General features: G+C 49.1%; 16 protein-coding genes. 3 read left to right on the forward strand and 13 right to left on the reverse strand.

Annotated features, from left to right (window positions below; all coding sequences use genetic code 11):
• Positions 1-31: 31 nt before the first annotated feature.
• From prfC to P2G85_RS12250, 5 genes are all read right to left on the reverse strand, one after another.
• Complete coding sequence (gene prfC / locus P2G85_RS12230; protein ID WP_275864361.1) at positions 32-1,621, reverse strand: peptide chain release factor 3; 1,590 nt, start codon at positions 1,619-1,621, stop codon at positions 32-34.
• A 144-nt stretch (positions 1,622-1,765) separates the two neighbouring features.
• Positions 1,766-2,200 carry a ribosomal protein S18-alanine N-acetyltransferase gene (gene rimI / locus P2G85_RS12235; protein ID WP_275864362.1) on the reverse strand — a complete coding sequence of 145 codons (435 nt, stop codon included), beginning with the start codon at positions 2,198-2,200 and terminating at the stop codon, positions 1,766-1,768.
• Positions 2,201-2,239: 39 nt separating this feature from the next.
• Positions 2,240-2,638 carry a DNA polymerase III subunit psi gene (locus P2G85_RS12240; protein ID WP_275864363.1) on the reverse strand — a complete coding sequence of 133 codons (399 nt, stop codon included), beginning with the start codon at positions 2,636-2,638 and terminating at the stop codon, positions 2,240-2,242.
• Between the two features lie 162 nt (positions 2,639-2,800).
• Positions 2,801-3,304 (reverse strand): N-acetyltransferase, encoded by a 504-nt coding sequence (locus P2G85_RS12245; protein ID WP_275864364.1) that lies wholly within the window; start codon positions 3,302-3,304, stop codon positions 2,801-2,803.
• Positions 3,288-3,815 carry an SCP2 domain-containing protein gene (locus tag P2G85_RS12250; RefSeq protein WP_275864365.1) on the reverse strand — a complete coding sequence of 176 codons (528 nt, stop codon included), beginning with the start codon at positions 3,813-3,815 and terminating at the stop codon, positions 3,288-3,290. Before P2G85_RS12250 ends, P2G85_RS12245 begins: the two co-directional genes overlap by 17 nt.
• A 485-nt stretch (positions 3,816-4,300) precedes the next feature.
• Between P2G85_RS12250 and P2G85_RS12255 the strand changes: the two genes are divergently transcribed.
• The 3 genes from P2G85_RS12255 to P2G85_RS12265 all read left to right on the forward strand — a co-directional run bounded on the left by P2G85_RS12255 (position 4,301) and on the right by P2G85_RS12265 (position 8,416).
• Positions 4,301-6,340, forward strand: coding sequence for a bifunctional diguanylate cyclase/phosphodiesterase (locus tag P2G85_RS12255; protein ID WP_275864366.1), 2,040 nt, complete (start codon positions 4,301-4,303; stop codon positions 6,338-6,340).
• A gap of 162 nt (positions 6,341-6,502) precedes the next feature.
• The gene (locus P2G85_RS12260; protein WP_275864367.1) at positions 6,503-7,516 is read left to right on the forward strand and encodes a peptidase U32 family protein; all 1,014 of its coding nucleotides are present in this window, start codon (positions 6,503-6,505) and stop codon (positions 7,514-7,516) included.
• Positions 7,517-7,537: 21 nt separating this feature from the next.
• Positions 7,538-8,416 carry a U32 family peptidase gene (locus P2G85_RS12265; RefSeq protein WP_275864388.1) on the forward strand — a complete coding sequence of 293 codons (879 nt, stop codon included), beginning with the start codon at positions 7,538-7,540 and terminating at the stop codon, positions 8,414-8,416.
• Between the two features lie 54 nt (positions 8,417-8,470).
• On the opposite strand, the gene P2G85_RS12270 is transcribed toward P2G85_RS12265, so the two are convergent.
• From P2G85_RS12270 to infB, 8 genes are all read right to left on the reverse strand, one after another.
• On the reverse strand, positions 8,471-9,817 hold the full coding sequence (locus tag P2G85_RS12270; protein WP_275864368.1) for an MATE family efflux transporter: 1,347 nt from the start codon (positions 9,815-9,817) through the stop codon (positions 8,471-8,473).
• A gap of 53 nt (positions 9,818-9,870) precedes the next feature.
• Entirely contained in the window at positions 9,871-10,287 is a 417-nt protein-coding gene (locus P2G85_RS12275; RefSeq protein ID WP_275864369.1) for a MarR family transcriptional regulator, read from the reverse strand.
• A 105-nt stretch (positions 10,288-10,392) separates the two neighbouring features.
• Positions 10,393-11,307 (reverse strand): lipoprotein NlpI, encoded by a 915-nt coding sequence (nlpI, locus tag P2G85_RS12280; protein WP_275864370.1) that lies wholly within the window; start codon positions 11,305-11,307, stop codon positions 10,393-10,395.
• A 174-nt stretch (positions 11,308-11,481) separates the two neighbouring features.
• Positions 11,482-13,608, reverse strand: a complete 2,127-nt coding sequence (pnp, locus tag P2G85_RS12285; protein WP_275864371.1) for a polyribonucleotide nucleotidyltransferase — start codon at positions 13,606-13,608, stop codon at positions 11,482-11,484.
• 296 nt (positions 13,609-13,904) lie between these two features.
• Entirely contained in the window at positions 13,905-14,174 is a 270-nt protein-coding gene (gene rpsO, locus P2G85_RS12290; RefSeq protein ID WP_005380094.1) for a 30S ribosomal protein S15, read from the reverse strand.
• A 151-nt stretch (positions 14,175-14,325) separates the two neighbouring features.
• Positions 14,326-15,270 (reverse strand): tRNA pseudouridine(55) synthase TruB, encoded by a 945-nt coding sequence (gene truB, locus P2G85_RS12295; protein ID WP_275864372.1) that lies wholly within the window; start codon positions 15,268-15,270, stop codon positions 14,326-14,328.
• Positions 15,270-15,665: a 30S ribosome-binding factor RbfA gene (gene rbfA / locus P2G85_RS12300; RefSeq protein WP_275864373.1), complete on the reverse strand. Its 396-nt coding sequence runs from the start codon at positions 15,663-15,665 to the stop codon at positions 15,270-15,272. Before rbfA ends, truB begins: the two co-directional genes overlap by 1 nt.
• 100 nt (positions 15,666-15,765) lie before the next feature.
• The gene (gene infB, locus P2G85_RS12305; RefSeq protein WP_275864374.1) at positions 15,766-18,474 is read right to left on the reverse strand and encodes a translation initiation factor IF-2; all 2,709 of its coding nucleotides are present in this window, start codon (positions 18,472-18,474) and stop codon (positions 15,766-15,768) included.
• Between the last annotated feature and the right edge of the window lie 5 nt (positions 18,475-18,479).

Genomic DNA, 18,479 nt, shown 5'->3' on the forward strand with positions numbered 1-18,479 from the left:
TAGTTTACGGTGGAAAACCGCTTAACCTTTATCAGTGCTCGCGCGTGGCGCGGAAATCAACATCCGGGAAGCGTTCTTGAGCCAGGTTCAGGTTGACCATGGTTGGCGCAATGTAAGACAGGTTATCACCACCATCCAACGCCAGGTTAGCCTGGTTTTTACGCTTGAACTCTTCGAGTTTCTTGTCATCGCCGCACTCTACCCAACGGGCCGTGGCGACATTGACACCCTCATAGATGGCTTCAACGTTATATTCTGATTTCAAACGTGCTACCACCACGTCAAACTGCAGCACACCAACGGCGCCAACGATCAAGTCGTTGTTTTGCAGCGGACGGAACACCTGCACCGCCCCTTCTTCAGAAAGCTGAACCAGACCTTTTAGCAGTTGCTTCTGCTTCAATGGATCTTTCAGGCGGATGCGGCGGAACAGTTCCGGGGCAAAGTTAGGGATGCCAGAGAACTTCAGCGCTTCACCCTGAGTGAAAGTATCACCAATCTGGATAGTACCGTGGTTATGCAGACCGATGATATCACCGGCATAAGCGTGTTCGGCACGAGAGCGGTCACCCGCCATAAAGGTAACCGCATCGGAAATACTGACTTGTTTGCCAAGACGAACGTGGTTCATCTTCATACCTTGAGTGTAAGTGCCCGATACAATGCGCATAAAGGCGATACGGTCACGGTGTTTCGGATCCATGTTTGCCTGAATTTTAAACACGAAACCAGAGAATTTTTCTTCCGTCGCTTCGACTTCACGCTCAACAGCCTGGCGGGTTTTCGGTGCCGGCGCCCACTCAGTCAGGCCATCCAGCATGTGGTCCACACCAAAGTTACCCAGCGCGGTACCAAAATAAACTGGCGTCAGTTCACCGGTCAGGAACAGGTCATGATCAAACTCCGGACAGGCACCCATCACAAGTTCCAGCTCTTCGCGCACGCTTTCAGCCAGATCCGCACCCACTTTGTCATCCAGCTCTGGGTTATCCAGGCCTTTGATGATACGGACTTCCTGAATCTCATGACCGTGGCCAGATTCGTACAGGATCGTCTCATCACGGTGGATATGGTACACGCCTTTAAACTCTTTACCGCAGCCGATAGGCCAGGTGATCGGCGCACACATCATGCCCAGTTCGTTTTCAACTTCGTCTAAAACTTCCATTGGGTCACGAACATCACGGTCAAGTTTGTTCATGAAAGTTACGATCGGCGTGTCACGCAGGCGTGTTACTTCCATCAGCTTACGGGTACGATCCTCGACACCTTTCGCCGCATCAATCACCATCAGGCACGAGTCCACGGCGGTCAGGGTGCGGTAGGTATCTTCCGAGAAGTCTTCGTGTCCCGGGGTATCCAGCAGGTTAACCAGGCAGTTGTTGTATGGGAACTGCATCACCGACGTGGTAACCGAAATACCACGTTCCTTTTCCATTTCCATCCAGTCTGATTTTGCATGCTGTGCGCTGCCACGGCCTTTGACTGTACCGGCTTTTTGGATCGCGTTTCCGAATAACAGCACTTTTTCGGTAATGGTGGTTTTACCCGCATCCGGGTGAGAAATAATCGCGAAGGTTCTACGCTTAGACACTTCGCTTAGAAAAGGTGTATTTGACATGAAACTGGTCTTCTTTGAGGTCTGAATGCTTGCTCAATACATGAACAAGATTTTGTCGATTCAATTTTGCGCGGTATTCTCGCTCATTATTGCTCCAGGGGCAACTTTACTCGAGATCCGGCAGAAGGAAATTCTCTGCAGTACTTACATAAAAAACAGGTAACTCATGATGATCGCGTCTTCTTTACCGTTACCCGTCTCTGCCGGGTAATAGTTGTAACGCCGATCCACTTCGTTAAAGCCCGCCTGCTCATAAATATGAATCGCGGGATGATTACTCTCTCTGACTTCAAGCCATGCACTTTCCGCTTTGGCCCGTTCACAGTGATTCAGGAAAGCATCCAGCAGTTGTTGCCCATAACCTTTGCCCTGCTGGCAAGGAGCTACTGCAATATTAAGTAGCGTCACCTCACCGACGATATTTTGCGCATAAAAGTAGCCTAACACTTGATCCTGATCGATCAGGACATGATGACAGGCCCCGCGGCTGGACAAATCGCGGATCAACGACTCCGCCCATGGATGGCTATGCGCCTGCTGCTCAATCTGCCATACCTGATCCAAGTGTCCGGTATTCATAGGGGCTATTTCAATCATTGGCGTTTTACTTTCCTTTCACTATGCGTAAGAACAGATTTGCTGCCACAATGCGCGCCGCTGTTCGTTGTTACCATCAATGTCCGCCAACAGTGGCGAAGTCAATATCTTAGCCTGCACCTCTGTGCTGGCCTGGCAACCGGCAAACCACACCCACTCTAGTTGATGCTCACCAAGCTGAAACAAGCGCTCAGGTTCAATGTGGCGCGCGCGCTCCAGGGGTAAATGAATGCTTTTCAATACCCGTTCGAACAACAAGGCCGTTTGGTTTTCAGGACAAACCGGGGAGACCAACAGCAGCTTGCAATCAAGCGGCAGTTCCAGCTGCGGAGCCTGATACCCGGTCAAACGCTCCGGATGACACAGCTCCCAGAGACTGATCCCCATTTCGTGTAAATACTGATTCTCTCTACTCGACATTTTTGCCACCTATTTGAACCGGGCGATCCTAACAAATATTGTAACCGGGTTATACCGCTTTCTATTCGCCGCTATTGTTAACCTGTCACCCTGCAGCCAGTCAGACTGGCGCCAAATAAAAAACCCGCGCAAGCGCGGGTTAGATTTGACTGATTTGGTTCATTACAGTGCCGAAAACTCCGGAGCGTAATCAATCCGCCCGGTTTGGCCAGCGCACGCGCCCTCAACCAGTTCCGCTACACGAAATGCGCCCTGCGGTACATCATATGCGCAGGAAAAGCCCATTTCTTCACTGGCCTTAAAGCCAAAACGCGCATAATAATCCGGATCCCCCAGCACCACACATACCGGGTAACCGAAGTCACGCAGTGAAGCGAAACCCTCTTTAATCAATGCTGCGGCAATCCCCTGACGACGGTAGTCTTCACGCACCGCAACCGGAGCCAGCCCTTGCCAGCTATTTTCCTGACCATTGAGCGTAACCGGACTGAACAGCACATGGCCGATCACTTCACCGTCATCATTACACGCGACCAGTGACAGCGTCAGCTTACTGTTCTCACGCAAGCTCATCACGAGATTGGCTTCCGCTTCAGTAGGAAACGTCTGTTTTAATAAACGATCAATCTGTAAAAGATCCGCTGGAGCCTCAGTTCGAATAAGCATTAACGGCTCCATCATAGTGTGCGGGAGCTTGTACACCTTTTTGCACAAAACCTGCCAAATGATTCATCGCCATCTGGATCGGTTTTGGCAGCTGTTCCAAATCAACACTATCCATAAGGTTTTTAACTTCCAACCCAAGCTCAGTATCACCTTCAATCGATAAGCGACGTTGGAAAAATAAGGTATCCGGATCCTCTTTACGACCAGCGATCAACACCAAGTCATTGAGATTACCACTAAAACTAACGTCTTCCTTGACCGGGCTATCAGCCACCACCAATTTCTCATTCTGATAACTGATTAACCAAGACAAATTTAAGTCTTTGACTGCCACTTTTAGCCACTTATCTTCGAGAAATTCAAAGTCACCGTCTTCCAGTGCCTCTTTGAACACCATTTTCAGGCCTTCCAGCAAGGCTTTATGTTGAACCGGCTGTGGTAATAACTGGGCTGGTGAACGCAGTATAGATGCAGCATTCGTAACCAGCTGAGTGCGAATCTTGTCTAACACGTTTATTATCCGTTAGTCTGTCATAGAATTGTTCATCATACGCAATAGCATACTGGCATACCCTGTGATGCATCAATAAATAAATCTGTTGCATGTTCGGAGAAACCCGGAAGCTTTACACCTCAGGCCACGATCAGTTAGTACTCCGCGGGCAGTTAGTACTCAGCCGGGAGCGCAAACATGGCTGCCTCCCTCTAATTTGCTTCATTTATCAACCGCCAGCTTAGCAATCGTCATTGAACTACTCAGCCCGCGCGCCACATTGCACAATATTCACCCAGTTCATCCGTACAAATATGCTTGTCCTGATTTAAGAGTGTTTCATTTCTTCGACAAAAGCACCGTTTTTTGAACTTACGGGAAGTATTGGCGCTAAGTCACTGATAAACACTTTAATAAAGCCATATTCAAAGTTATAGTGAGTCAGACCGCGTTTTTATTACATGGACGAATAATCAGGCTCATCGGAGATCGGTAATACCCTAATGCCTTCCCAGCAATTACAACATTGGTTTGCGACGCTTACCTCAAATAGCCCGTTCTTTTTTGCCATTCTTGATAAGAAACACAATTATCGAATGGTCAGTGAACGCTACTGTGATATCGCAGGCCTGAGTCACGATGAACTGATAGGGCTATGTGATACCCAGGTGCTCGGTGAGCAGTTTTATCAAAAACTGGCACCTTATTATCAGCGCGCACTCAATGGAGACCACATTGAAGCGGAAATCACGCTCGATGAAACGGATCTGGAAACCAGCCTTCATTTTAGTATTTCACCAATTTTAGATGGCAACGAGATCCGCTATATCTGCTTTCATGCCGTGGATACCTCAGAGAAACACATTCTGGTACGTTCTCTTGAGGAGTCAGAAAGCAAGTTCTCCAAACTGACCCATTTGCTGCCTGATGGCCTACTGCTGGTTGAAGACGATATCATCATCTCTGCCAACCCGGCATCGGCACGTTTGCTCGGGCTGAACTCACCACACGAACTGTTAGGCGAAGAGCTGTCGCGTCTGTTTATTGATGAAAACAGCAAAAAAGTATTCAGCCACCGCCTCAGTTCTCTGTTGTCGGGCAAACCTTTCGTTTGCCTGACCAGCGCGCGGTGCGGTTTCGAGCGCAGAGTGCAACTGCATGCTGACACCACGGCTATCCTGGGGGGAGAATCGCAGATTATTCTCATCCAGGATGCTGACGACACCCCGAAAAGCCTTGCGGGTAACAACAACGAAAATGCCCACATCGATTCACTGACCAAACTGTACAACCGCTTCGGCTTTACCAAACGCCTGGAGCAAATGATCAAAAACCAGACACCACTGCTGGTGTTTTATTTAGATATCGATAACTTTAAGAACATCAACGATTCATTGGGTCATCACATTGGGGACAGGGTCATTCAGGAAGTTTCCGCGCGATTAAAGCGTCTGTTACCCCACCAGGCGATCATCGGCCACCTGGGAGGAGATGAATTTGGCATCATCCTGCCAGAACCAGAAAGTCCCCGCACCGCAGAAATACTCTCCGATCGCATCATCGCCTTGATCAATCAGCCGTTCGACTTACACCACTTCAGTAAACGGCTTGCCTGTTCCATTGGCAGCGTGCGCTATCCGGAAGACGGCCAGGATGCACGCATATTGCTGCAAAACGCTGACACCGCGATGTATGAAGCCAAAGATCGCGGCCGTAATCGACTGATCAAATTTAACGATCAGATGAACAAAGAAGCCCGGATGCGCTTATGGTTAGAAATTGAACTGCAAAAAGCACTGCAGCAGAACGGTCTGGAAGTCTGGTACCAGCCTAAGGTCAACGCGCGTGATTTCAGCATCAATGGCGCTGAAGCACTGGTACGCTGGAAGCATCCGGTTGAAGGCTATATCAGCCCAGCTGCTTTCATTCCCGTCGCGGAACGGGCTGGCCTGATCGAGCACCTGGGGCGGGTGGTGATGCGCGATGTATTCAATACCGTTAAACGTTGGAAAATACAGGGGATCTTGCCCGGACGCGTCGCGATTAACTTATCACCAGAACAATTTGGCAACCCCCAATTGATCGATTTTATGGAGACTTTACTGCGTACCACTGAACTTGATCCAGGATGCATCACTTTCGAACTGACAGAAAGTGCGGTCATGAGTGACAGCGAACACACTTTGCAAATGCTCAATGCGATCAAAAAGCTTGGATTTGCTTTGTCGATAGACGACTTTGGTACCGGGTACTCTTCGCTTTCTTATCTGGCCCGCTTTCCACTTGATGAGCTCAAGATTGACCGCGCGTTCATCAACGATATTGACACGCTGCCCAAACAGGTGACAGTGATTGAAAACATCATCAATCTGGGTAAATCTCTGGACTTGGCTGTGGTGGCGGAAGGCGTGGAAACCCACCAGCAAGCCACGTTGCTTTCTAACCTTCAATGCAATTCCATTCAGGGTTTCCACTTCTATCGTCCGCAGCCAAAACATGAAGTCGAAGAGCTGTTTGCGCAAAACCGCCGCCATAAAAACTAACCTGATGGATTCAGCGAGCGGCGGTACCGTTTTCGAGCCGGCCGCTTTCCTCTTAAGTGGTAATTATCTCACTGATTGGCCTAAACCTAATTTATATCAATTCCGCTGTTCATAATCCTTCATAAAATGCGGGCACCTTTTATTCTCGATGATTGTGAGCATATGGAACTCTTGTGTCCTGCGGGTAACTTACCTGCACTAAAAACCGCCATCGACTGCGGTGCAGACGCGGTTTACATCGGCTTCAAAGACGATACCAACGCCCGTCACTTTGCTGGTCTGAACTTTAATGGTAAAAAGTTAGAAAAAGCTGTGCAGTATGTGCATGAGCGCAATAAAAAGATCCACGTCGCACTCAATACGTTCGCCCACCCCAATGGTTTTGAACGCTGGACTAACGCGGTCGACAATGCAGCAGCACTTGGGGTGGACGCCCTGATCGTCGCAGACATTGCCGTACTTGAGTACGCCGCGCGCAAATACCCGGAACTTGAACTGCACCTTTCCGTGCAGGCCTCAGCAACTAACGTTGCGGCGATTGATTTCTACCAGCAGAACTTCAACGTTAAGCGCGTCGTCTTGCCACGTGTGCTTTCTATTCATCAGGTGAAACAGCTGTCACGTAACATCACCAGCGATGTTGAACTGGAAGTGTTTGCCTTCGGTAGCTTATGCATCATGTCAGAAGGCCGCTGTTACCTGTCATCTTATATGACGGGTGAATCACCTAATACAGTCGGGGCGTGTTCACCGGCCAAATACGTCCGCTGGCAAGAAACGGAACGGGGCCTGGAGTCTCGCCTGAATAACATCCTGATTGATCGCTACAGTGCTGGTGAAAACGCCGGCTACCCGACTTTGTGTAAAGGCCGTTTTGAAGCTGAAATTGCCGGCGAGAAAAAATGCTACCATGCCCTGGAAGAGCCAACCAGTCTGAATACCCTTTCAATGCTGCCAGAGCTGTTTGCGGCCAACGTCGCTTCGGTCAAAATCGAAGGCCGACAACGCAGTCCGGCCTATGTCGAACAAGTCACACGCGCCTGGCGCGCTGCGATTGATCGCTACCAGGCCAATCCGGAAGGTTACCAAGTTGAAGCGGCCTGGAATACCGCACTGGCGAACGTTTCAGAAGGGACACAAACCACCCTGGGCGCTTACCATCGTAAATGGCAATAAGAGGTTAAGATGGATAATTCAATGAAATACGCACTTGGCCCATTGCTTTACTTTTGGCCCAAGCAAGATATCGAAGCCTTCTACCAACAAGCGAAAGCAAGTTCGGCAGACATCATCTATCTGGGTGAGACGGTATGTTCCAAGCGCCGCGAAATGAAGCCTGCCCACTGGTTTGAGATAGCAAAAGAACTGTCCGCTGCGGGCAAGCAGGTGGTGCTTTCGACCATGGCCCTGTTGGAGGCTCCCAGTGAAATCAACGTGATGAAGAAATACATCGACAACGGTGATTTTGCGATTGAAGCCAACGATGTGTCTGCCATTCAACTGGCGGCGCAAAATAAGGTGCCATTCGTGGTCGGCCCGGCGGTCAACACATATAACGCGCACACACTGAACCTGTTCCTGAAACAGGGCATGATCCGTTGGTGTATGCCGGTGGAACTGTCTCGCGAGTGGTTAAATAACACCCTGGTTCAGTGTGATGAACTGGGTATCCGCAACAAGTTTGAAGTAGAAGTGTTCAGCCATGGTTACCTGCCGCTGGCTTACTCGGCACGTTGCTTCACGGCTCGCGCAGAAAACCGCGCCAAAGACGATTGTGAAACCTGCTGCATCAAGTACCCGACCGGTATTCAGGTGAGTAGTCAGGAAGGCCAGGAAGTGTTTAACCTTAACGGTATCCAGACTCAGTCGGGCTATTGTTACAGTCTGCTCAACGACCTGCCGAGTATGCAAGGCCTGGTCGATGTGGTACGTCTGAGCCCGCTCGGCCTTAGCACATTTTCTGAGCTGTCTCGTTTCCGTGCCAACGAGACAGGCAGCAACCCTGAGAAGCTGCAGCATCGCCAATGCAACGGCTACTGGCACCAACTGGCTGGTTTAGACGTTAAGAATCTATAGTTCTGCACGGCAAAAAAAGCGAGGTTACCCCTCGCTTTTTTGCCTTTTATACCATTAAGAAACCTGTGCAACTGACTCAAGTGTACTTTGACTACTCAGCTTCCTGATGTCACGCCATAACATACTCATCACCACCACACTCAGGGCAATATTGGATAACGGGTACGCAATCCAGATACCGGTTACGCCGAATAGTTTGGGCAGAATAAACAGGAAAGGCAACTGGATCACCATATTGCCAATAGTGACAAACATCGCTTTGCTGCCTTTGTTGACCGATTGATAGTAGGCCGCCGTCACCACCAGGAAGCCATCCAGGAACAAAGCAAACATGTGCAGACGAATGCCTGTGACCGTACTGTCGATAAGTAGCTGATCCGCATTGTTAAACACCGAGACAAACTCATATGGAAACAGGTTCATTAAGATAACGAACGCCACCCCGCCGAGTATCGATGTGCCCATCGCTATGTTCAATAATTTGCGAATATTGCCCGGGTTACGAGCACCGTGGTTATAACTCACCAGCGGCTGCATACCATTGGCAATGCCTTCGGCAATCAGATAATAAACCGTCACAATATAGCCCAGAATAGCGTAAGCACCGATCAGTAACGCACTGCCATATTGGGCAAACAGGCTGTTGTGCAGCGCCACCATCATCGCCCCATAGGCATACATAAAGAAGCTTGAGGTGCCGATCATGATGATTTTAGGTACCGCATCAAGCTGGAGTTTAAAATCCCTCACCGTCAGCCGTAACTGCGCTCTGGCACTAAAGAAATAGCCAACACCCAGGATGGTTACCACCATCTGCGACAATGCCGTCGCGATCGCGGCACCGGTCAATTCCCAGTTCAACCAGGCGATAAAGATATAATCCAGCACAATGTTGATTATCGCCCCGAGAACCATAAGCAAAGTGGCCAAGTTAGGGCTGTTGTCATTGCGCAAAAGAAACGGCACCGCTATCGAGCCAAGAGAAAACATACATGCGCCGATAAGAATGTGCAGATACTGCAGACCAAGCTCATACACACGCCCCTCTGCGCCCTGCCAGCGAATAAAATCATCTGCATAGACAAACAGCGTGGTGGCTACGAAAGGTATCAAGACCACCAGCAGCAACAAGCCGGTCGAAAGAATGCGCTTCGCGCCCTGGCTGTCTTGCTCCCCCTGCCGGATCGAGACCAGGGCACCGGTACCGACCCCCACCATCATGCCAATCCCAAGTATCGAGCCAATGACCGGCCAGGCCACGTTGATCCCAGCTAAGCCATCCGCACCGACATATCTACCGATAAAAATGCCATCGACAACTTGATACAAGCCGTTGACCAACATTGCCGCAACAGTTGGAATCGTATATTTCCAAAACTGTTTATAAACTGAGTTTTGCATACCCCCTCCAGTAGTTAGCAAGGCTAACTAAATGGTTAAAAATATATTCTGGTTTAATCTTTCACTAATACTTTTTTCAACAGCGCCTGCAGTTGCTGCGCTTCATCGCCGGTTAACTTTTGTTTCATTTGCTCAGCAATGTCTTTGAACACCTCTTGCTCCAGAGACATTTCCTGAATGACCCGTTCCGTTAAAAGTACCCGTTTTGAGCGCGCATCTTCATAACACGCGATACGTTTCACCAGTCCTTTTTTCTCCAAACGTACCACCATATTAGAAGCTGATGGCTTAGTTACCTTTAGCTCTTCGGCCAGATCAGTGATCCGTACTCCCTGTGGGTACAGCTGAATAACACGTAAATAGTCAAACTCATTGAAGCTAAGATGTGCGAGCGGATCTTGTTTGGCATACACACGCCAGGCTTTGGCACAAAAGCGTTCAAGTTCAATCAGACACCCCTCTAAAGCCATACCCCATTTCTCCCGGCATTTAGTTAACATTGCTAACTAATTTAATCTAATCGTTTACTGTTAGGCAAGTAAAAAAAAACCGCTCATCTGAGCGGCCGGTAACGGTTATTTTGCGGAGTGCTCTGCTTTCAGCTGTGCCAGCTTCTCTTGCTGAAGTTGATCAAAAATATTCGCCAGCTCGATAAACGCATAGCGGTGCTCGACATACTCATAAACATTGAAGGACAAGGCCAGCTTGTAAAGCGAAAAGGCTTCGGCAATATTTCCTTCCAAGTGATGGCGTTTCGCCAGATAGAAATAGGTTTCGGTTAAACGCTCGGCCAGACGGTGGTTTTCCCGGGTGCCATCGACAATCGCTTTCAGTGCCGCCTCATCCGACACATCTCGCAGCATAATGGCAACCAGCACCCAGCCCCACGCCTCACTGCGCGACTGTTGATATCGCTCGAGCATGTTCGCTTTCGCTTGCAGGGGATCTTGCTCCGCTTCAATAATATACAGCCACAGTACCCGGAACGGGTCGGTTGGGTCTTCACTATAATGCTTGGTCATATCTTCCAGCGCCAGCTCAATACGGCCACCATAGTAGAGTGCGATGGCACGGTTACGCTCGGCATACGAGTTATCCGGATCCAGCTCTAATGTTGAGTCGAACGCTTCGTAGGCCGCGTCATACTCTGCCGCCTGAGTGAAATACACCCCAAGCAAGTTAAAGATATCCGGTTGCGCCGGGTTCAGTTGCAGTGACTGGTTGTAATCCAAACGCGCAAGGTCCCGCAGCCCGACACTGTCAAAGTAGTTACCACGTTCATAATGCATTTTCGCGCGGACATCAGTGCTCAAGTCAGGGCGCTGCAGCAGTTGCGAAAGCCGGGCAATCTGTACCTCTTGCTGCACACTAGGCTGCAATGGTACTGCCATTGGCGGGTACAACCACTGCTTCTCGGATTGGTTAGACGTGTTTACGCACCCTGTCAAAGCGACAGCAATACACAAACTTGCGGTTTGAAACCATTTCACTAATTGATACTCCTGTGTGGACCGCTTTGGCCCGAAATTCTTACCTAACGTTGTCCTATAACATAGACGAACACGGTTTGAACAGGTCAAAAAAAGGGAGCGAAAACGCTCCCCTTTATAGCACGCTTTCAGTCTGTTTCGCTAATAAAAGACTGAAACCCTTCTCAAGCTGGCTTATTCAGCCGCTGGCTCTTGAGAAGCTGGCTCTTCTGCCTTTTCTACCGCTTCTTTCATGCTCAGACGTACACGGCCCTGGCGATCAATCTCAAGTACTTTAACCTGAACTTCTTGACCTTCAGTCAGGTAATCAGACACTTTTTCTACACGCTTCTCAGCAATTTGAGAAATGTGAACCAGACCGTCTTTACCTGGCAATACCGTTACGAAGGCACCGAAATCAGCAAGACGAGCAACTTTACCAGTGTAAATCTTACCGACTTCCACTTCTGCAGTGATCGCTTCAATGCGTGCAATCGCATCTTTCGCTTGGTCGCCGTCGGTCGCGGCGATCTTGATCGTACCGTCGTCTTCGATCTCGATGGTCGTACCGGTTTCTTCCGTTAGCTGACGAATTACCGCACCACCTTTACCAATCACGTCTTTGATCTTATCTGCGCTGATCTTCATGGTATGAATACGTGGCGCAAATTCAGAGATCTCTTCACGAGCACCTGAAATCGCCTGGTCCATTACAGATAGGATGTGTTTACGTGCGCCTTGTGCCTGGTTAAGCGCAATTTGCATGATCTCTTTGGTGATACCTTCGATCTTGATGTCCATCTGAAGTGCGGTGATACCATCGTTAGTACCCGCCACTTTAAAGTCCATATCACCCAGGTGGTCTTCGTCACCCAGGATGTCAGAAAGAACCACGAAATCATCGCCTTCTTTAACAAGACCCATTGCGATACCCGCAACAGAAGCCTTGATTGGCACACCTGCATCCATAAGAGCAAGAGAAGTACCACATACAGAAGCCATTGATGAAGAACCGTTAGATTCCGTGATTTCTGATACCACACGTACTGTGTATGGGAACTCATCTACTGATGGCATTACAGCGGCAATACCGCGCTTCGCCAATTTACCGTGGCCGATTTCACGACGCTTAGGTGAACCAACAAAGCCTGTTTCGCCCACACAGTATGGAGGGAAGTTGTAGTGCAGCAGGAAGTGATCTTTACGCTCGCCTGTCAGCTCATCAATGATTTGAGCATCACGTTGTGTGCCCAGCGTTGCTGTAACCAATGCCTGAGTTTCACCACGAGTGAATAGAGCGCTGCCGTGGGTACGTGGCAGAACGCCAGTGCGTACGTCTAGTGCACGCACCATGTCTTTCTCACGACCGTCGATACGTGGGTTACCAGCGATAATACGGCTACGTACCACGTTCTTCTCCAGGGAACCAAGCATCTTCTTGATTTCCATTTCGTCTTGTTCTTCGTCTTCAGCCAGGATCGCTTCAACAACGTCAGACTTAATCGCACCAACCTGCTCGTAACGCGCCATCTTTTCAGTGATTTGGTACGCTTCAGTCAGGCGAGCTTCAGCAAGAAGGGCAATTTTTTCTTTCAGCTCAGCGTTAACTGCTGGCGCTTCCCATTCCCACGCTGGTGTCGCTACTTCAGCAGCAAATTCGTTGATTGCAGAAATAGCTACTTGCTGTTGATCGTGACCGTACACAACCGCTGCCAGCATTTCTTCTTCAGTCAGGTTGTCAGCTTCAGACTCAACCATCAGTACCGCAGATTCCGTACCCGCTACCACAAGATCAAGCTTAGACGTTTCTAGCTCAGTGTTGCTTGGGTTAAGAACCAGTTGGCCATCGATGTGACCCACACGTGCTGCACCGATTGGGCCATTGAACGGAATACCAGAGATAGCAAGTGCTGCAGAGGTACCAATCATAGTTGGGATATCTGGCTGAACATTTGGGTTTACCGATACTACAGTTGCAATCACCTGAACTTCGTTGTTGAAGCCATCAGGGAATAGCGGACGGATAGGACGGTCGATCAGACGTGCAGTCAGTGTTTCACCTTCAGAAGGGCGACCTTCACGCTTGAAGAAGCCACCAGGGATTTTACCTGCAGCGTAAGTACGCTCTTGGTAGTTTACCGTTAGCGGGAAGAAATCCTGACCAGGAACCGCTTCTTTTTTACCTACCACTGAAACAAATACCGCAGTGTCATCCATAGTGACCATCACGGCTGCCGTCGCTTGACGAGCAATAACGCCAGTTTCTAGGGTAACCGTGTGGTTGCCGTACTGGAACGTTTTAACAACTGGTTTTTCGAACATTTTTTTTCCTTGCTCTAAGGGTTACTTAGATAGTTTGATTAAGACTCAGAGCATTACTGAAAAAAGAATCTAGAGTTTAGTTCCAAGCGCCCGGCAGCAAAGCGTGCCACAAGAAGCTGGGAACTAAATTCTATGATCTTCTTTCTGATTGAATTGTAATGCTAAGAGCTGTGGTGAAATCTCATTGAGAGACGCCGTGCGTAGTATAACGGCTTAAAGAGGATTTGGCTAAATTTAGCTAACAAAAAAGGGGCTAACGCCCCTTTTTTAAACAAACTGTGCTATGCAGTCACTGATTAGCGACGTAGGCCTAGACGTTTGATTAGGTCTTGGTAGCGAGCTAGATTTTTACCTTTTAGGTAATCTAGAAGCTTACGACGACGAGAAACCATGCGTAGCAGACCACGACGGCTGTGGTGATCGCCTTTGTGCGCTTTGAAGTGACCTTGTAGGTGGTTGATAGAAGCAGTCAGTAGAGCTACTTGTACTTCTGGTGAACCAGTGTCGCCTTCACCTTGTGCGTATTCTGCAACGATTGCTGCTTTAGTTTCTGCATTCAGAGACATAATTCTCTCCTAATAAGAGTAGGTTAATCGTTGTGCCAGCCAATCTCTGATTCAGCCGACACGAGGAGCGCGAATTATAGGGAAATTTCCCCAAGGGTGCAATACAAAAATACCGGCACTCGGGCCGATATTAATATTAGTATGTTCAGGCTTAAGCTTCGTCGCGGAAAACGACCAGACGCTTAGGAGCAATTTTACCATCGTCGTTCATCTGCCCGACGCCAATAAACAATCGCTCTTCACCCATCGTCAGGCGAACTTGCCCTTGCGTCGGTGCGCCAAATACCTGCACCGGCTGACCGTGTTGCACCATATCCGCTAAATCAGGGATCAGGTTTACTTCAGGCAAATCCTGGACTGCAGTATCCATCGGCATCAGCAGCGGGTCGAGCAGTTCACGCGGGGCAATGTCTTCACGATGGGCCTGCTCAAGCAACTCATTCAGTTGCTCAAGCGTGACCATTTTCTCATACGGGTATTTTGCCACCGCCGTGCGACGCAGCATGGTTACGTGCGCGCCACAGCCGAGCATTTCACCGAGATCATCAACGATAGTACGGATGTAAGTGCCCTTAGAGCAATGGATTTCCATCTCGACTTCATCGCCCTCAAAGCGATGCAGTACGATCTCGTATACCGTGATCTTACGCGCTTCGCGCGGCACATCGATCCCTTGACGGGCGTACTCGTACAGAGGCTTGCCTTGGTACTTTAGCGCCGAAAACATTGATGGTACCTGATCAGATTCACCGCGGAATTTGTCGATACACGCTTCAAGTTGTGCCAGATCCACGCTGACAGGGCGGGTTTCTACCACTTCCCCATCAGAGTCAGACGTATTGGTACGCTCACCCAGCTTGGCGATCACGCGGTAGCGCTTATCCGAATCAAGCAAAAACTGTGAGAACTTGGTCGCTTCACCCAAGCAGATAGGTAGCATTCCGGTCGCTAAGGGATCCAAAGCACCGGTGTGGCCCGCTTTCTCGGCAAAGTAAATACGTTTAACTTTTTGCAGGGCGTCGTTGGAAGAAATGCCGGTTGGCTTATCTAACAAAATCACCCCGTTGACCGGACGACCTTTACGACGGCGTGCCATTATTCCTCATCCTCACGACCAGTATCTTTCTGCTTGCGCTTATCCTGGTTAACCACTTCCGTGACCAAGTTTGACATACGCATACCTTCAACCAGCGTATTGTCGTAGTAGAAGCGGACTTCTGGAGTCAGGCGCAGACGGATGCGTTTACCCAGCATCATACGGATCGACACTTCGTGCTCACGTAATGCGGCTAAACAGGATTCAGGCGTTTGTTCACCGACACAAAGGAAAGTGACAAACACTTTGGCGTACGCGAGATCTCGCGACACTTCCACATCAGAAATAGTCACCATACCTAAACGGGAGTCACGGACTTCACGCTGCAGGATCAAGGCCAGTTCTTTTTGCAGCTGTTGTGAAACACGCTGCGTGCGGCTAAATTCTTTTGACATATCTTATCTCTTACATAGAAAGAATGGGGGGATGGTCAACCCAGCCCCCCATGGCGTATTCAACAACCTACCATTGCCAGCTACTGGCAATTTTAGTCAATTAATCGATAGTACGCTTAACTTCAACGATTTCGAACACCTCGATCTGGTCACCAACGCGAACATCATTGTAGTTCTTCACGCCGATACCACATTCGTAGCCGCTCTTCACTTCTTGAACGTCATCTTTAAAGCGACGTAGCGACTCTAGTTCGCCTTCGTAGATAACCACGTTATCGCGTAGCACGCGAATTGGGTTGTTACGCTTAATCAGACCTTCAGTAACCATACAACCAGCGATTGCGCCCAGTTTCGGTGACTTAAATACGTCACGTACTTCAGCAAGACCAATGATTTCTTGCTTGAATTCTGGAGCAAGCATACCGCCCATGGCTTGTTTCACTTCGTCAATCAATTGGTAGATGATTGAGTAGTAACGCAGGTCAACGCTTGCTGCTTCAATCGCGCGACGAGCAGATGCATCAGCACGTACGTTAAAGCCAAGGATGATTGCGTTTGAAGCTTCTGCAAGTACAGCATCAGTTTCAGTAATACCACCAACACCAGAACCAACGATGTTTACTTTCACTTCGTCGGTAGACAGTTTCAGTAGTGAGTCTGCAATCGCCTCTACAGAGCCTTGAACGTCTGCTTTCAGAACTACGTTCAGTTCAGCAACTTCACCGGCAGTCATGTTAGAGAACATGTTCTCTAGTTTAGATTTCTGCTGACGAGCAAGTTTCACTTCACGGAACTTACCAGCACGGTAGTTAGCTACTTCACGCGCTTTACGCTCATCACGTACGACTGTTGCTTCGTCACCTGAAGATGGTACGCCTGAAAGACCCAGGATCTCGACAGGGATAGATGGACCAGCTTCTGTGATTTCTTTACCTAGTTCGTCACGCATTGCGCGAACACGGCCGTATTCTTGACCACAAAGAACGATGTCGCCTTTGTTTAGCGTACCAGATTGAACTAGGACTGTTGCTACTGGACCACGACCTTTATCTAGACGAGATTCAACAACAACACCAGATGCCATGCCTTCTTTAACAGCAGTAAGTTCAAGAACTTCAGACTGAAGAAGGATTGCTTCTAGAAGACCATCGATGTTTGTACCCTGTTTAGCAGAGATGTGAACGAACATGTTCTCACCGCCCCATTCCTCAGGGATTACGTCGTATTGAGCCAGCTCATTCTTAACGTTGTCTGGGTTCGCGTCTTCTTTATCGATCTTGTTCACAGCAACAATCAGAGGAACGCCGGCCGCTTTCGCGTGCTGAATCGCTTCAACGGTTTGTGGCATTACGCCATCGTCCGCTGCCACTACAAGAACAACGATATCTGTCGCTTGAGCACCACGAGCACGCATAGCAGTAAACGCCGCGTGTCCAGGAGTATCAAGGAAGGTGATCATGCCGTTTTCAGTTTCAACGTGGTAAGCACCGATGTGCTGTGTGATACCGCCCGCTTCGCCTGAAGCAACGTGAGTACGACGGATGTAGTCAAGTGTTGACGTTTTACCGTGGTCAACGTGACCCATGATAGTTACAACTGGAGCGCGTGGCACTGCTTCTGCGTTTGTATCACGGTCAGACAGAACTGCTTCTTCCAGTTCATTCTCTTTACGCAGAACCACTTTGTGGCCCATTTCTTCAGCAACAAGTTGTGCTGTCTCTTGGTCGATCACTTGGTTGATAGTCGCCATCGCGCCCATCTTCATCATTACTTTGATGACTTCTGTCGCTTTTACCGACATTTTGTTCGCAAGTTCTGATAGAACAATCGTTTCGCCAATTACAACATCTTGCTTAGCAACGGTTGCAGACTTATCGAAGCCGTGTTGCATTGAAGTCGGTTTAGCCAGTTTGCCTTTACGACTTTTGCCGCCACGCGGGTTACTACGGCCACCGCGAGCTTGGTCGCCTTTAGCCGGAGCTTTCTTCTTCTTACGACGACCGCCTTCTACTTTGCGATCTGCTTCATCTTCGGCTTCACGTGCATATTGTGAAGTCGTTACATGGTAATCTGTATCTTCCATATCACCCTTTTTCTTTTCTGCAGCAGACCAACGCTCTTTATTCTTTTCAGCCATTTCGCGAGCTTCTTCAAGCTTGCGCTGACTTTCCTCTTCAGCCTTACGTTTAGCTTCTTCTTCCTGACGACGTTTAAGCTCGTCGGCCTCTTTTCGCGCTGCTTCTTGCTTAATTTTCTCTTCAGCATCACGCTTTGCTTTTTCTTCAGCATTGCGTTGTGCATTCGTATCTACGTCTCGCTTCGCTTTTTCTTCAGCTTCACGTTTCGCTTGTTCTTCCGCTTCACGTTTTGCCGCTTCTTCAGCTTCACGCTTGGCAGCTTCTTCAGCTTCACGTTTTGCCGCTTCTTCAGCGGCGCGTTTTGCTGCTTCTTCTGCTTCACGTTTGGCTGCTTCTTCAGCTTCACGTTTTGCTTCATCTTCGACTGCGCTGCGCTTCACGTATGTACGTTTCTTGCGCACCTCAACCTGAACATTCTTACTCTTACCACCACCCGCATTAACACTTAACGTGCTGCGAGTTTTACGCTGTAGCGTTAGGCGAGTTGGCTCAGCTTCACCTGATGTATCACCATGCTCTTTTTTAAGATGAGTGAGAAGCTTTTGCTTCTCCTCATCAGTAACATTATCAGTGCTCGCCTTTTTCATGCCAGCGTCAGCAAGTTGTTCAATCAAGCGGTCGACTGGCGTACCAATCTCATCACTCAGTGCTTTAACTGTTAATTGTGTCATGCCGC

It is taken from the genome of Vibrio sp. CAU 1672, assembly GCF_029223195.1.
GTDB lineage: Bacteria > Pseudomonadota > Gammaproteobacteria > Enterobacterales > Vibrionaceae > Vibrio.